This is a genomic window from Streptomyces sp. NPDC001796 (assembly GCF_042892355.1).
GTDB lineage: Bacteria > Actinomycetota > Actinomycetes > Streptomycetales > Streptomycetaceae > Streptomyces.
Genome location: NZ_JBIAUC010000011.1, coordinates 197,314 through 211,517, shown reverse-complemented (window position 1 = coordinate 211,517; position 14,204 = coordinate 197,314). Strand labels below are relative to the sequence as shown.

Below are 14,204 nucleotides of genomic sequence, written 5' to 3'. Positions count from 1 at the left end.
AACTGATCGGCGGGGTCCGCTTCCCCGCCATCGGAGAACTGCCCTACCTGCTCACCCTCGCAGGCCACGGCTTCTACTGGTTCCGCCTCCGCAAGAACGTCCCCCACGCCACCAAGGTCAACGTGTTCATGACCAGTTGAATCAGGGCCGCTGACGTCGGCCGGCACGGAAAGGACGCGAGGCCATGCCGAAGACCCAGACCGCAACGCTCAGCCAGGACGGCATCGGCCCCACCTCGCTGCTGCCCTCGCTCTCCGGTCTGCTGCGGGAGTGGTTGCCGCGCCAGCGCTGGTTCGCAGGCAAGGGACGGCCCGTCACGGACCTGACTCTGCTGGCGGTGACCGAACTGCACCCCGGCTGCCTCCACGTCCTGGTCCGCGCCGACTCCATCGGGCGCTCGCCGACCGCCGCGCCGGGGCACGACTGCTACCAACTGCTCCTCGGCACCGGGGAGTCCCTGTCCCCACGGGTCTCCCCGGCGGTCCTCGGACGGGTGAGCGAGGGACCTCTCCAGGGGCTGCTGGTGTACGACGCCCTCCAGGACCCGCGCTCGGCGTCCCTGCTCCTGGAACGGCTGCGCACGCCGGGCACCGCGGGCGCCCTCCGCTTCGAACGCGACAGACGAGTGACCATACCCACCGGGCTCGCGCCCCGCCTCCTCGAAGCCGAGCAGTCCAACTCCTCCCTGGTGTACGGCGACGCCTACATCCTGAAGGTCTTCCGCCGGGTGCGGCCCGGGATCAACCCCGACCTGGAGGTGCCCTGGGCCCTGGTCCGGCAGGGCTGCACCTGCGTCCCCGCGCCGGTGGCCTGGTTCCGCACCTCCAGCCCCTGGGCCGCGACACTCGGCGTGCTCCAGCCCTTCCTGCACGGCGCCGCCGACGGATGGACACAGGCGCTCGCCGCCCTCGCGGCCGGGCGGGAGTTCACCGAGGAGGCGTACGAACTGGGACGGGCCACGGCCGAGGTGCATCTGGCCCTCGCCGCCGCGTTCCCCGCCGAGCCCCAAGGGCCGCCCGACACCGGGCCCCTCACCGCCGGCATGGTCGAGCGGCTGCGGGACGCCACCCACGCCGTACCGGAACTGCTGCCGTACGCCCACGGGCTGCGTACCGCCTTCACCGAACTGGCGGCGCTCGACGCGCCCCGGCCCGCCCAGCGCATCCACGGCGATCTGCACCTCGGCCAGGTGCTCCGGGCCGAACGCCGGTGGCACGTGATCGACTTCGAGGGCGAACCGGCACGCCCGCTCCCCGAACGGCGCCGCCCGCAGTCCCCCGTCCGTGATGTCGCGGGGATGCTCCGCTCCTTCGACTACGCCGCCCACGCCCGCCGGCCGTGGCAGCCCGAATGGGCGCTGCGCTGCCGCGAGGCGTACTGCGCGGGCTACGCCGCCGAAGCGGGCTGGGACCCGCGCGCGCAACCGGCGCTGCTGCGCGCCTACGAGACGGACCGGGCCGTGTACGAGGTCCTGTACGAGGCCCGCCACCGGCCCGACTGGCTTCCGGTACCCATGGCGGCGATCGCCCGCCTCGCCCGACGCCCCGGCGACAGGAGGCCCATGCCGTGACCACGCACACCGTGCCCCCGCCCCCGCCCCCGCTCGCCTCGCCGCACCTGGGCACCCCGGCACCCGCGCCCGTGCCCGCCGGTGACCGGGAGCGGCTGCTGGCCGGCACCCACCACGACCCGCACGCCGTACTCGGCGCGCACCCGGTGCCGGACGGAACGGTCCTCCGCGCGCTGCGACCGTGCGCGCTGTCGGTCACCGTCGTCATCGGCGACGCCTGGGCCGAACTGCACGACGACGGCGACGGCTTCTTCTCGGCCCTGCTGCCGGTGCGGGAGATACCGGACCACCGGCTGCTCGTGGCGTACGCGGACACCGTCCAGGAGACCGACGACCCCTACCGTTTCCTGCCCGCGCTCGGCGAGTTCGACCTGCACCTGATCGGCGAGGGGCGCCACGAGGAGCTGTGGAAGGTCCTCGGGGCCCACCCCATGACCCACCAGGGCGTGACCGGCACCCGCTTCACGGTGTGGGCGCCGAACGCCCGAGGCGTCCGGCTGTGCGGGGACTTCTGCCACTGGGACGGCCGCGCGTACCCCATGCGCTCCCTCGGCTCCTCCGGAGTGTGGGAGCTGTTCGTGCCCGGAATCGGCCCCGGGGCGCGCTACAAGTTCGACATCGCGCGGCCCGACGGCAGCCACACCGTACGCGCCGACCCCATGGCCCGCCGCACGGAGGTGCCGCCGGCGACCGCCTCGATCGTGACCGAGTCGGCGTACGAGTGGCACGACGACGCATGGATGGCACACCGCGCGGACGTGCCTGTGCATCGGGCGCCGTTCTCGGTGTACGAGGTGCACCTGCCGTCCTGGCGGCCGGGGCTTACGTACCGGCAACTGGCCGAGCACTTGCCGGGGTACGTCAAGGAGCTGGGCTTCACCCACGTCGAGCTGATGCCGATCGCCGAGCACCCCTTCGGCGGGTCCTGGGGCTACCAGGTCACCGGCTTCTACGCGCCCACCGCCCGCCTGGGCACCCCCGACGACTTCAAGTACCTCGTCGACGCCCTGCACCAGGCCGGCATCGGCGTCCTGATGGACTGGGTACCGGCCCACTTCCCCCGCGACGACTGGGCGCTGGCCGAGTTCGACGGACGCCCGCTGTACGAGCACCAGGACCCGCTGCGCGCGGCCCACCCCGACTGGGGGACCCTGGAGTTCGACTACGGGCGCCGCGAGGTGCGCAACTTCCTGGTCGCCAACGCCGTGTACTGGTGCGAGGAGTTCCACATCGACGGCCTGCGCGTGGACGCGGTCGCCTCCATGCTCTACCTCGACTACTCCCGCGAGCCCGGCCAGTGGACCCCGAACGAGCACGGCGGCCGGGAGAACCTCGACGCGGTCGCGTTCCTGCAGGAGATGAACGCGACCGTCTACCGCCGCTGCCCCGGCGTGGTCACGATAGCCGAGGAGTCCACCGCCTGGGACGGCGTGACCAGACCCACCGATCAGGGCGGCCTCGGCTTCGGCCTGAAGTGGAACATGGGCTGGATGCACGACTCCCTCGTCTATGTGTCCAAGGACCCGATCCACCGCAGGTACCACCACAACGAGATGACGTTCTCCATGGTCTACGCCTACAGCGAGAACTACGTCCTGCCGATCTCCCACGACGAGGTGGTGCACGGAAAGCAGGCCCTCGTGTCCAAGATGCCGGGGGACTGGTGGCAGCAGCGGGCGAACCTCCGTGCGTACCTGGGCTTCATGTGGGCCCACCCCGGCAAGCAACTCCTCTTCATGGGACAGGAGTTCGCCCAGGGCGGCGAGTGGTCGCAGGCCCAGGGCCTCGACTGGTGGCTGCTGGATCCCGAGTACGGGGCGGAACCCGATCACCGGGGCGTGCGGGACCTGGTCCGCGACCTCAACACGATCTACCGCCGCACCCCGGCCCTGTGGCAGCGCGACACCGAACCGTCCGGCTTCAGCTGGGTCGTCTCGGACGCCGCCGACGACAACGTGTTCGCGTTCCTGCGCCACGACGCGGACGGCAGACCTCTGCTGGCCGTGTCGAACTTCTCGCCGGTCGTCCGCCACGACTACCGCCTGGGCGTCCCGGACGACGTCCCGGCCTGGCAGGAGGTGCTGAACACGGACGGGCCGGCGTACGGAGGCAGCGGCGTCCGCAACCCGGAACCCCTCGCCCCCGAACCGGGTCCCGGACACGGCGTCCGTCTGACCCTTCCGCCGCTGGCCACCGTATGGCTGCTTCCCGCAGTCGGGTGAGCGCCGACCGTCACCCCGTCCGAGAAATTGTTTGCCGTCCAGAAAGTCGGGAATGGGCTGATTAGTGCTTCGGACAGGAGGCACGTCCGTGGGAGCTGGCTCACCAGCCCCGGGTGTGTTCCTCGCACTGTTCCGTGAGTGCGCCCTCCCATGGTGACTGTCCAATCAGCCCCTCGAGGGAGTTGAAAAGCACATGCGCATCACGGTCAAGGCCAAGCAACACCCGCACGACGACGCCCCTGACACCACGGACGCCTTTGCTCAGCTGCGCGGGCTGCCCGACGGCCCCGAGCGGCAGGCGCTGCGAGACGAGATCGTCCGGTCGTGGCTGCCGATGGCCGAGCGCATCGCCCGGCGTTACAGAGGCAGGGGCGAGTCCGTCGAGGATCTGTGCCAGGTGGCCGCTCTCGGGCTGGTCAAGGCGGTCGACCGCTATGAGCCGGCACGCGGCTACGCGTTCGAGAGCTATGCCATCCCCACCATCACCGGTGAGATCAAGCGGCACTTCCGGGACCACATGTGGGTTCTGCACGTACCGCGGCGTGTCCAGGACCTGCGCAACCGGGTGCGGGCGGCCGTCAAGGAGATCGGACAGGAGACCCCGGGGCACGGCCCGACCGTCGCCGAGATCGCCGAGCACGCGCATCTCAGCGAGGACGATGTGCGGGTGGGACTGGAAGCCATGGACAGCTTCACCGCGCTCTCGCTGGACGCGGAGGTCGCCGGCAGCGATGACGGCTACGCGCTCGGCGACGCCCTCGGCGACTCCGACGCCGGCTACGACCTGATCGTCGACCGGGAGGCCGTCAAACCGTGTCTGCGCTCGCTGCCGGAACGTGAGCGCACCATCCTCTATCTGCGCTACTTCCGGGGGATGACCCAGAGCCGCATCGCCAGCCAGCTCGGCATCTCCCAGATGCACGTCTCGCGCCTGCTCAGCGGATGCTGTGCGCGTGTGCGTGAGGAGGCTCTTTCCGACAGCGCCTGATGCCCGGCCCCGGCCGGTCCGCCCTTCCGGGTCCGGTCAGCCGCGGCACCGGTCGGCATCGCATCCGGCCGCCCGAGCCGCTTGTCGACCGGACGGCCGTTTGCGGTGGGCTCACTGCCGAACCCTCCCGGGAACGGTTGGCCAGTGCGCCGACACCTTCCGGACTATCCGCGACAGGGTGTTTGAAACACGAGGCCGGAACACGCGCCGTCAGTGCGGAGGCGGACCCTCCGGCAGCTGCGTGGGGCCGTAGCGGTCGAGCGTGTCCTCCAGGAGGACGCGCAGGTCGTCCGGCAGATCCCCGTCGCGGCCCCAGACCAATATCATCTCCGCCACATTGCGCAGCTTGATGTTCGCGTGCTGCGAGACCTCCCGGAGCACCTCCCATCCCTGGCTGGGCGTCACATGGCCGAGGGCGACGAGCATGCCGATGGCCTGGTCCACCGTCGCGTGGGAGGTGACGGCCTCCTTCAGCTGGCAGATCTCCTCCTCCAACTGGAAGATCCGTTCCGCTTGAGAGGTGGCGTCCGGCTCGTCCTCTCCCGGGCGGGCTTTAGAGGTCATCGTCCCCTCCGGGGTGCTGTGGTCTTCGCCGATGTCGGGCCTCCTCCATCGTCCCCACCGGACCAGGGGTGTGCGAGCCGGGAGAAGGGGTACTGCGGGGACCGGGTCAGGACCGTGGCCCAGGGAGGTGAAGCAGCCATGAGCCCTTCCGAGGACACCCGGGCGAGCGCGTACGACGCGACCCCGTTCCTGCCGGACGGCGGTGACCTCGCCGCATACCGGCGTGCCGCCGCCGACTGCCACGGCTGCCCCCTCTACGAGAACGCCACCCAGACCGTGTTCGGCCGGGGGGAGACCTCGGCGCGGGTCGTGCTGGTCGGCGAGCAGCCGGGCGACCAGGAGGACCGGCAGGGCGAACCCTTCGTGGGCCCGGCCGGACGCCTGCTGGACAAGGCGCTGACCGAGGCCGGTATCGACCGCGGCACCGCATATGTCACCAACGCGGTCAAGCACTTCAAGTTCACCGTCGTCCCCGAGCGCGGCAAGAGGCGCATCCACAAGGCGCCCAGCCTCCGCGAGATGAGCGCCTGCAAGCCCTGGTTGCGCGCCGAGCTCGACCTGATCCGGCCCGACGTCGTGGTGGCCCTGGGCGCGACCGCCGCCAAGTCACTGCTGGGCGGCTCCTTCCGGGTGACCAAGGACCGCGGGAGCCTGCTCCCGCTGCCCGGCTCCGGGGACGAGCGGTACGTCGTCGCGACGGTGCATCCCTCGGCGATCCTCCGTGCCGACGACCGGGAGGCGGCGTACGCCGGGCTCGTGTCCGACCTGAAGGTGGCGGCGCGGGCGCTGAACGGCCAGGGGTGAACGGCACCCCGAGCCCGCCTGATCCGGCGGTCCGCGGGTACCCGGCCCGCCATGAGCACGATTCTGTCGCGCCTGCCGTGGCGCAAGAAGCCGACCCGTACCGCCACCGAGGAGGTTCTTCAGGAGGTGAAGGAGCAGGGCCACGAGGACGACACCGACACCGGCGGGGGCACCGGGGGCGGCGCGGGTGACCCGATCACCCCGAGTCTCCAGGCCAACCGGAAGACCGCCGAGGGACGCCCCTCCGACCGAGAGCCGTGACCGACCGCTCGACGAAGGAGGGAACACCCGTGGACCACACCCGAGTGCCGATTCTCGAAGCCCTGCGCCGCTACCACGAGCGCGGGGAGCTCGCCTTCACCCCGCCCGGGCACAAACAGGCCCGCGGCGCCGACCCGGAAGCCAGAGAGCTGCTGAGCGACGTCTTCCACTCCGATGTGCTCGCCTCGGGCGGTCTCGACGACCGCCGCATGACCGGTGACGTCCTGGTGCGGGCAGAGGAGCTGATGGCGGACGCCGTCCATGCCGAGCACACTTTCTTCACCACCTGCGGCAGCTCGTTGTCCGTGAAGGCCGCGATGCTCGCCGTGGCGGGTCCGCACGAGCAGCTGGTCGTGGGCCGTGACGCCCACAAGTCGGTGGTCTCCGGACTGATCCTGGCGGGCATCGAGCCCGTCTGGGTCGACCCCCAGTGGGACGAGCGGCAGCGCTTCGCGCACGCACCCTCAGCGGAGGCCTTCGCCGAGGCCCTCGACCGCCATCCCGAGGCGCGCGGCGCCCTGGTCACCAGCCCGACCCCGTACGGCGGCTGCGCGGACCTGGCCGCGATCGCCGAGGTCTGCCACGCGCACGGACTGCCGCTCATCGTCGACGAGGCGTGGGGCGCGCACCTTCCCTTCCATCCGGATCTGCCGTCCTGGGCGATGGACGCCGGCGCGGACGTCTGCGTGACCAGCATCCACAAGATGGGCAGCGGCTTCGAACAGGGCTCCGTCTTCCATCTGCAGGGGTCTTTGATCGATCCCACGGCCCTGAAGTCGCGTGCGGACCTGTTGGGCACCACCAGCCCCTCGGTCCTCATCTTCGCGGGACTCGACGCCTGGCGCCGCCAGATGGCCCTGCGCGGCAAGGACCTGCTGGACGACGCGCTGCACCTGGCCGAGCAGGTCCGGGCCGCCGTCGAGGAGATCCCGGGCCTGGAGGTCCTCGGGCGCGACGACCTGGTGGGCCCGGGCCTGTCCGCGGACTACGACCCGCTGCCCGTCACCATCGACGTCAGCGGCCTGGGTACGAGCGGCTACCGCGCCGCCGACTGGCTGCGCGCCGAACACCACATCGACATGCACCTCTCCGACCACCGCCGGATCAGCGCACAGCTCACTTTCGCCGACTCGCCCGACACCACCCGGCCCCTGCTTCGGGCCCTGCGCGACCTCGCCGGGCACGCCGACGAGCTCGCGGCCGGTCTGCCGCACCCCGAGGTGCCGACGGGAGAGGAGATGCGCCTCGAACAGGTGCGCCTGCCGCGCGACGCGTACTTCGGGCCCAAGGAGTCCGTGCCCCTGGAGCAGGCGGCAGGCCGGATCTCCGCCGAGATGATCACGCCCTATCCGCCGGGCATCCCGGCCGTCCTGCCGGGCGAACGCCTCACCGAGCCGGTGCTGCGCTATCTGCGTACGGGCCTGGAGTCGGGCATGAACCTGCCCGACGCCGACGACCCCGAACTGAACAACATCAGCGTGTGCCGCTGACCCTCTCCGCACCCGCACGAGGGGCGGCCCCGCTGCGGGGCCGCCCCTCGGCCCGTACGCACCTCGCGCGGGCCACGGGTGCCCCGCCCCGCACGGACGGCGCCTCCGCCGCCACCACGCCGCGGTCGGCGACACCCCGACGGGCCACCACAACGAGCGCGGCCCCTCGCCCGCCCGGTCCCATGGACGTGTGACCACACCCCCGGACGACTGCCTCGCCCGCAACGAGTGGATCTGCGGCGCCTACCTGCGCACCCGCCGCCACATCCTCCTCGACGCGGTGCTCCAGCATCTGCAGCTGGTCACGGCCTCCGTCGCCATCGCCCTGCTCATCGCGGTCCCGCTCGCGGTCCTGGCGCGCCGCCTGCGCCGGGCCGCCGCACCCGTCCTCGGCGTCACCACGGTCCTCTACACGATTCCCTCGCTGGCCATGTTCTCGCTGCTCCTGCCCCTGTACGGGCTGTCGGCGACCCTGGTCGTCACCGGGCTCGCCCTGTACTCGCTCACCCTGCTCGTCCGGAACATCCTCGCCGGGTTGCGCGCCGTTCCCGAGGAGACCCGGCAGGCCGCCCTCGGCATGGGCTACGGGCCGATCCGGCTGCTGCTCACCGTGGAACTGCCGCTCGCCCTGCCCGCCGCCATGGCGGGCCTGCGCATCGCCACCGTCTCGGCGGTGTCCCTGGTCACGGTCGGGGCGATCGTCGGCTTCGGGGGTCTCGGCAACCTCATCTACGCGGGCATGAACACCTACTTCAAGGCGCAGGTGCTCACCGCGTCCGTGCTCTGCGTGCTGATCGCCGTGGCCGCCGACGTGCTGCTGCTCGGTGTGCAACGGCTCGCCACCCCCTGGGCGAGGGCGAGAAGCCGATGAGGACCCTCGGCGACACCTGGCACTGGCTCACCGACCCGGCGCACTGGGCGGGTGACGACGGCATCGGGCACCGGTTGCAGCAGCACCTCGTCCTGACCGCCGTCTGTCTCCTCATCAGCTGCCTGATCGCACTGCCCGTCGCCCTCGTCCTCGGCCACCTCGGCAAGGGCGGCGCACTCGCCGTCAACCTCTCCAACGTCGGCCGCGCCGTCCCCACCTTCGCCGTGCTGGTGCTCCTGCTGCTCACCCCGATCGGGGCTTGGGGCGACGGTCCGACCGCCGTCGCTCTCGTGCTGTTCGCGGTGCCACCGCTGCTGACCAACGCGTACGTCGGCATACGGCAGGTCGACGCCGACGTGGTGCGAGCGGCGCGGGGGATGGGCATGACCGGCCGGCAGCTGCTGCTTCGCGTGGAACTGCCCCTGTCGCTCCCCATGGTGCTGGGCGGGGTGCGCATCGCCGCCGTCCAGCTCGTCGCGACCGCCACGATCGCCGCGCTGGCAGGCGGCGGCGGACTCGGCCGCATCATCACCGCGGGCTTCAACCTGGCCAGTACGCCTCAGGTCGTCGCCGGGGCGGTGCTGGTGGCCGCGTTCGCCCTGGTGGTCGAGGGGAGCTTCGAGGCCGTCGAGCGGCTGGCGCCACGCCGGGCGGGGGACGGGCGATGAGACGGTACGCGGCGCTCGCGTCCGTCCTGCTGGTCGCCGGCTGTATGACGGGCCCCTCCCTGGAGACCCGGGGCCGGGTCACCGCGCCGCCCGGCGACAGCAGGCACCTGACCGTCGGCTCGGCCGGCTTCACCGAGAGCGACCTGCTCGCCCACATGTACGCGCTACTGCTGGACCGGGCCGGCTACACGACCTCCCTCATCACCGTCGCCAACCGCGAACTGTACGAACCCGCCCTGGAGTCCGGGCAGATCGACGTGATCCCGGAGTACGCGGCCACCTTCGCGGACTGGCTCCAGGCAAGGACCCACGGGGCCGGAGCCGCGCCCGTCGGCTCACCGGACCTCGCCGCCACCATGAGCGCGCTGCGGAGACTGACCGCGCCCCGCGGACTGACGGTGCTCGAGCCGGGCCGCGCGGTCGACCGGAACGCCTTCGCGGTGACCCGTGCGTACGCCCGCGACCACCACCTGAGGACCCTCAGCGACCTCGGCCGCTCGGGCCTGAAGGTGCGGCTCGCGGCCGGGGACGAATGCGTGCTCCGGCCGTACTGCGCACCGGGGTTGAGGAAGACGTACGGCATCGACATCACGGGTGTCGACCCCAAGGGCGTCGGCACCACACAGGCCAAGCGGGCCGTCCAGGACGGGCGGGACCAGATGGTGCTGACCACCACGACGGACGCCACCCTCGACACGTTCGGGCTCGTCCTGCTCGCCGACGACAGACACCTGCAGAACGCGGACTACGTCGTCCCGGTCGTCAACCGCGCCCGGGCGGGCGGCGTCCGTGTCACCAAGGCCCTGAGCGCTCTCAACTCGGTCCTGACGACGGAAGACCTGACGTCCCTGAACCAGCGGGTGGACAGCTGGCGGCGGCTGCCGCAGGACGTGGCCCGCGCGTACCTCGAGGACAAGGGGCTTTTGAAGTGACACCGGGGGCGGCCTTCTGCCGGCTCCGGAAGCCGATGAGGGGCACCGCACACACGCCCGCGGCGCCCGGCAGGACGACAGGATGCCCGACCGGGCGGCCCGTGGCTGTCCGGTCATGGCCCCAACTGTCCGGTTCTGACGCGCACGCCCTACGTCTCGGGTGCTCTGACGAAGCGTTCCAGCAGTGAGCACAACAGTTCCTGGTCGTCCTCTTCCAGGCAGCCCAGGAGCCGGGCACCCACCTCGTCGGCGATCCGCGAGGCCTCGGCGAACAGGGCTCTGCCCTCTTCGGTCAGCTCCACCGCGTGGGCGCGCCGGTCGGCGGGCGAGGGCCGCCGCACGGCCAGAGCGCGGGCCTCCAGGTCGTCGACCGTGCGCACCATCGAGGACTTGTCGCTGCCGGTGAGGTCGATGAGCCGGCGCTGGCTGAGCGCCCCGTGCCTGGTGAGGTTGAGCAGCACCCCGTAGTGCCGCCCCTCGATGCCGAGCGGACGCAGCGCCTCGGAGAACGTCCGGGCGGCGCGGCGATGGGCGAGAAGGAGCAGGGGGCCGATGCGCGCGGGGCCTGCACCGGGCGCGGGGGAGGCGGAGCGGGGGGCGTTCATGACCGTTCAGCTTAGGGCAGGTCGAGATTGGTTCCCAAGGGATAGTCTCATCTGGCACTATCTCGTTCATGCCTAATCGGATCGTTCCTTCCCCGCGCCCCGTGGCGGATCCGCCCGCACCCGCCGACGGTGGCCGCCCCCTGGTGCGGCCCTGGGCCCTCCTGTTCTTCCGGACCGTGGTGACATGCGAGGCCGTCCTGGCCGTCGGGCAGGCGGTACTGGCCGGGGGCTTCCTGTCCGGTCACTACGGAGCCCTGGACCTGCACGCCCTCAACGCGACTGCCACCGGGCTCACCGCCCTGGCCCAGATCGTGGCTTCGGTGCTGCTGTGGCGCCCCGGTGGCGGGCCCGGCTGGCCGGCCCTGGCCGCCGTCGCGCTCTTCGGGGCGGAGGCGGGACAGATCGCCATGGGGTACGCGCGCGTGCTCGCCGTTCATGTCCCGCTGGGCGTGGCGATCATCGCCTGCACCTTGCTGATGCTGGTCCGGGCGTGGCGCGCGGACCGTTCCCGCCGTGCGGAGGGGCGCGCATGAGCGGGGGCATCGGCCGACGCCGCCTGCTCGCCGCGGCGGCCCTCGGCGGCGGCGCGGTCACCGTCGGCGGATGGGCCATGGCCTCGGGCGCGCTGACGCCCGGTCAGCCGGGGCTGCTGCTGCGCAGCCAGGCTCCCCTTCCGCCGCCGTACGCGGTGCCGCTGCCCGTGCCGTCCGTGCTCGCGCCGGTCCGCTCCGACGGCACGACGGACGTGTACGAGATCACCCAGCGGACGGCGCGCCTTAGTATCCTGCCCGGGCCGGAGACCACCGCCTGGACCTACGGCGGCACCTTCCCCGGGCCTACGCTCGTCTCGCGCTCGGGGCGCCGCACGGTGGTGCGGCACCGCAACGAACTGCCGCATCCGACCGTCGTCCACCTGCACGGCGGCCACACCCCGTACGGCAGCGACGGCTATCCGACCGCGCTGATCCTGCCGCGCGGCGGCACGGTGCCCGGGGCGGGCGGCATGGCGGCGATGCCGGGGATGACCAGCATGGCCGGGACGGCCGACTCCCACGACAGTGCCGCGGTCGTGCGGACGTACACGTACCCGATGGAGCAACGGGCCGCCACCCTCTGGTACCACGACCACCGCATGGGCTTCACCGGCCCCAACGTCTGGTACGGCCTCGCCGGGTTCCACCTCGTCCACGACGACGAGGAAGAGGCGCTGCCGCTGCCCCGCGGCGACCGCGACATCCCCCTGATGATCACCGACCGGTCCTTCGCGGCCGACGGCTCCTTCCGCTACCCGGCCCTGGACCCGGCACAGCGCACGCCGGGCGTCGGCACGCGCTACAAGGACGGCGTCCTGGGCGATGTCATCCTGGTCAACGGGGCACCCTGGCCGGTGGTTCCAGCCCGGCGGCTGCGCTACCGGCTGCGTCTGCTCAACGCCTCGAACGCCCGCCGCTACCGTCTGGCGCTGGACCCTCCGCCCCCGGGCGGCGCCGGTCTGGTGCAGATCGGCGGCGACGGCGGCCTGCTCCAGACGCCGCTCGCGCACGACTCGCTCGACATCGCTCCGGCCGAACGCTTCGACGTGATCGTCGACTTCTCCCGCTACCGGCCCGGCACCCGCGTACGGCTGGTCAACCAGCTGGGCAGCGGCAGCACGGCGGCCGTGATGCGGTTCGACGTCTCCACCGCCCGGCCACCGGACGACGACTCACGCATACCGGCACGGTTGTCCGCGATACCCACGCCGCGCCCGGACCGGGCCACGGCGACCCGTACGTTCCACTTCCAGCGGCGCGCCGGATCCACCGGCTGGACCATCAACGGCCGCCCCTACGAGCCCGGCAGGCCGCTGGCCACCGTCCGACTGGGCACCACCGAGGTGTGGCGGTTCGTCACCGACTTCCACCACCCCGTCCACCTCCACCTCAACCACTTCCGGGTGACCGCCCGCAACGGCCGCTCGCCCGGGCCGTACGACGCGGGCTGGAAGGACACGGTCGACCTGCGCCCGGCCGAATCCGTGGAGATCGTCACCCGGTTCACCGACTACCCGGGCCGCTACATGCTGCACTGCCACAACCTGGAGCACGAGGACATGGCGATGATGGCAGACTTCGTCACGGAGTGAACGCGTCCGCCGAGCGGCGCAGCGCCTCGTGCAGCCCGGCCGGGGTGAGGACGCCGAGGAAACGCGCCCCGTCCAGGACCGCCGCCCACCCGGCGTCGTGCCGGAGCATCACCTCGAACGCCTGCTTGAGCGAAGCGCCCACGGGAACCCGGCAGTCCATCCGGTGGACGTGGTCGCGGACCAGGCCGCCTCCGGCCAGCTCCTCGATGGCTACGCAGCCGTGCAGTTCGCCCTCCGCGTCGAGGACGACCGCCCGGAGCGCGCCCTCGGCGCGCAACCGGGCCTCGGCCCGCCGGGCGGGCTCGTCGAGGCGGGTGACCGGCGGCTGTTCGAGGTCGCCCGGCCGGATCTTCGTCACCGACAGCCGCTTCAGGCCGCGATCCGCGCCCACGAACGCGGCGACGCTCGGTGTGGCGGGTCTGCCCAGTACGGCGTCCGGCGTGTCGAACTGCTCCACGCAGCCACGCCCGTAGACAGCGATCCGGTCGCCCAACCGCACCGCTTCCTCGATGTCGTGCGTGACCAGCAGCACCGTCTTGCGCACGGCCGCCCGCATCCGCAGGAACTCGTCCTGCAACTGCTTCCGCACCACCGGGTCGACCGCCCCGAACGGCTCGTCCATCAGCAGCACGGGCGGGTCGGCGGCGAGTGCCCGCGCCACCCCGACCCGCTGCCGCTGGCCGCCCGACAACTGGTCGGGGTAGCGCGGCCCGTAGGTCCTCGGGTCCAGGCCGACCAGCTCCAGCAGCTCGGCGGCGCGCGCCCGTGCCCTCGCCTTCGTCCAGCCGAGCAGCAGCGGGACGGTGGCCGTGTTGTCGAGCACGGTGCGGTGCGGGAACAGACCCACCTGCTGGATGACGTAGCCGATGCGGCGCCGCAGCCGCACCGGATCGACGGCCGCGACGTCCTCACCGCCCACCAGGACCCGCCCCGAGGTCGGTTCCACGAGCCGGTTGACCAGCATCATCGTGGTCGTCTTGCCGCAGCCCGACGGCCCGACGAGCGTGACCAGTTCGCCCTCGTCGACCTCGAACGACAGGTCGCGCACGGCGGTCGTGCCGTCCGGATACCGCTTGGTGACCTGCTCGAACCGGATCATTCCCT

The 14,204-nt window shown here is 72.1% G+C and carries 14 protein-coding genes; 11 read left to right on the top strand and 3 right to left on the bottom strand.

The features are described from left to right. The first annotated feature begins 184 nt into the window (after window positions 1–184). The 3 genes from ACFYZE_RS23310 (at window position 185) to ACFYZE_RS23300 (ending at window position 4,780) form a co-directional block, all read left to right on the top strand. Entirely contained in the window at window positions 185–1,570 is a 1,386-nt protein-coding gene (locus ACFYZE_RS23310) for a maltokinase (protein WP_388997235.1), read from the top strand. Beyond that, window positions 1,567–3,792 (top strand): 1,4-alpha-glucan branching enzyme, encoded by a 2,226-nt coding sequence (gene glgB / locus ACFYZE_RS23305; RefSeq protein WP_388997231.1) that lies wholly within the window; start codon window positions 1,567–1,569, stop codon window positions 3,790–3,792. The genes ACFYZE_RS23310 and glgB overlap by 4 nt, the downstream gene beginning before the upstream one ends. Window positions 3,793–3,985: 193 nt before the next feature. Continuing rightward, the gene (locus ACFYZE_RS23300; RefSeq protein ID WP_263228348.1) at window positions 3,986–4,780 is read left to right on the top strand and encodes a SigB/SigF/SigG family RNA polymerase sigma factor; all 795 of its coding nucleotides are present in this window, start codon (window positions 3,986–3,988) and stop codon (window positions 4,778–4,780) included. 210 nt (window positions 4,781–4,990) lie between these two features. Here ACFYZE_RS23300 and ACFYZE_RS23295 read toward each other — a convergent pair whose 3' ends face one another. Next, window positions 4,991–5,344 (bottom strand): ANTAR domain-containing protein, encoded by a 354-nt coding sequence (locus tag ACFYZE_RS23295; protein ID WP_388997228.1) that lies wholly within the window; start codon window positions 5,342–5,344, stop codon window positions 4,991–4,993. Between the two features lie 138 nt (window positions 5,345–5,482). Here ACFYZE_RS23295 and ACFYZE_RS23290 point away from each other — a divergent pair, with 138 nt between their 5' ends. The 6 genes from ACFYZE_RS23290 to ACFYZE_RS23265 all read left to right on the top strand — a co-directional run bounded on the left by ACFYZE_RS23290 (window position 5,483) and on the right by ACFYZE_RS23265 (window position 10,370). Further along, on the top strand, window positions 5,483–6,148 hold the full coding sequence (locus ACFYZE_RS23290) for a UdgX family uracil-DNA binding protein (RefSeq protein ID WP_388997225.1): 666 nt from the start codon (window positions 5,483–5,485) through the stop codon (window positions 6,146–6,148). A gap of 51 nt (window positions 6,149–6,199) precedes the next feature. After that, window positions 6,200–6,409 carry a hypothetical protein gene (locus ACFYZE_RS23285; RefSeq protein WP_388997222.1) on the top strand — a complete coding sequence of 70 codons (210 nt, stop codon included), beginning with the start codon at window positions 6,200–6,202 and terminating at the stop codon, window positions 6,407–6,409. Window positions 6,410–6,438: 29 nt separating this feature from the next. Continuing rightward, entirely contained in the window at window positions 6,439–7,899 is a 1,461-nt protein-coding gene (locus ACFYZE_RS23280) for an aminotransferase class I/II-fold pyridoxal phosphate-dependent enzyme (protein WP_388997219.1), read from the top strand. A gap of 190 nt (window positions 7,900–8,089) precedes the next feature. Continuing rightward, window positions 8,090–8,770: an ABC transporter permease gene (locus tag ACFYZE_RS23275; RefSeq protein WP_388997216.1), complete on the top strand. Its 681-nt coding sequence runs from the start codon at window positions 8,090–8,092 to the stop codon at window positions 8,768–8,770. Beyond that, a complete protein-coding gene (locus ACFYZE_RS23270; protein WP_388997213.1) occupies window positions 8,767–9,438 on the top strand; it encodes an ABC transporter permease in 672 nt (223 codons plus the stop codon). Before ACFYZE_RS23275 ends, ACFYZE_RS23270 begins: the two co-directional genes overlap by 4 nt. Further along, window positions 9,435–10,370, top strand: a complete 936-nt coding sequence (locus ACFYZE_RS23265; protein WP_388997210.1) for an ABC transporter substrate-binding protein — start codon at window positions 9,435–9,437, stop codon at window positions 10,368–10,370. Before ACFYZE_RS23270 ends, ACFYZE_RS23265 begins: the two co-directional genes overlap by 4 nt. Before the next feature lie 149 nt (window positions 10,371–10,519). On the opposite strand, the gene ACFYZE_RS23260 is transcribed toward ACFYZE_RS23265, so the two are convergent. Next, window positions 10,520–10,975 (bottom strand): MarR family winged helix-turn-helix transcriptional regulator, encoded by a 456-nt coding sequence (locus ACFYZE_RS23260; RefSeq protein WP_388997207.1) that lies wholly within the window; start codon window positions 10,973–10,975, stop codon window positions 10,520–10,522. Window positions 10,976–11,043: 68 nt separating this feature from the next. Between ACFYZE_RS23260 and ACFYZE_RS23255 the strand changes: the two genes are divergently transcribed. Both ACFYZE_RS23255 and ACFYZE_RS23250 read left to right on the top strand, forming a co-directional pair. After that, window positions 11,044–11,508, top strand: a complete 465-nt coding sequence (locus tag ACFYZE_RS23255; RefSeq protein ID WP_388997204.1) for a hypothetical protein — start codon at window positions 11,044–11,046, stop codon at window positions 11,506–11,508. After that, the gene (locus tag ACFYZE_RS23250; protein ID WP_388997201.1) at window positions 11,505–13,100 is read left to right on the top strand and encodes a multicopper oxidase family protein; all 1,596 of its coding nucleotides are present in this window, start codon (window positions 11,505–11,507) and stop codon (window positions 13,098–13,100) included. Before ACFYZE_RS23255 ends, ACFYZE_RS23250 begins: the two co-directional genes overlap by 4 nt. Here ACFYZE_RS23250 and ACFYZE_RS23245 read toward each other — a convergent pair. Then, window positions 13,090–14,199 carry an ABC transporter ATP-binding protein gene (locus ACFYZE_RS23245; RefSeq protein ID WP_388997198.1) on the bottom strand — a complete coding sequence of 370 codons (1,110 nt, stop codon included), beginning with the start codon at window positions 14,197–14,199 and terminating at the stop codon, window positions 13,090–13,092. The genes ACFYZE_RS23250 and ACFYZE_RS23245 overlap by 11 nt on opposite strands. Window positions 14,200–14,204: the final 5 nt, after the last annotated feature.

Coding starts and splice junctions, on each gene's coding strand:
- ACFYZE_RS23295 (WP_388997228.1), bottom strand. CDS start 5,344: ATGACCTCTAAAGCCCGCCCGGGAGAGGACGAGCCGGACGCCACCTCT.
- ACFYZE_RS23260 (WP_388997207.1), bottom strand. CDS start 10,975: ATGAACGCCCCCCGCTCCGCCTCCCCCGCGCCCGGTGCAGGCCCCGCG.
- ACFYZE_RS23250 (WP_388997201.1), top strand. CDS start 11,505: ATGAGCGGGGGCATCGGCCGACGCCGCCTGCTCGCCGCGGCGGCCCTC.
- ACFYZE_RS23245 (WP_388997198.1), bottom strand. CDS start 14,199: ATGATCCGGTTCGAGCAGGTCACCAAGCGGTATCCGGACGGCACGACC.
- ACFYZE_RS23265 (WP_388997210.1), top strand. CDS start 9,435: ATGAGACGGTACGCGGCGCTCGCGTCCGTCCTGCTGGTCGCCGGCTGT.
- ACFYZE_RS23255 (WP_388997204.1), top strand. CDS start 11,044: ATGCCTAATCGGATCGTTCCTTCCCCGCGCCCCGTGGCGGATCCGCCC.
- ACFYZE_RS23270 (WP_388997213.1), top strand. CDS start 8,767: ATGAGGACCCTCGGCGACACCTGGCACTGGCTCACCGACCCGGCGCAC.
- ACFYZE_RS23300 (WP_263228348.1), top strand. CDS start 3,986: ATGCGCATCACGGTCAAGGCCAAGCAACACCCGCACGACGACGCCCCT.
- ACFYZE_RS23290 (WP_388997225.1), top strand. CDS start 5,483: ATGAGCCCTTCCGAGGACACCCGGGCGAGCGCGTACGACGCGACCCCG.
- ACFYZE_RS23310 (WP_388997235.1), top strand. CDS start 185: ATGCCGAAGACCCAGACCGCAACGCTCAGCCAGGACGGCATCGGCCCC.
- ACFYZE_RS23285 (WP_388997222.1), top strand. CDS start 6,200: ATGAGCACGATTCTGTCGCGCCTGCCGTGGCGCAAGAAGCCGACCCGT.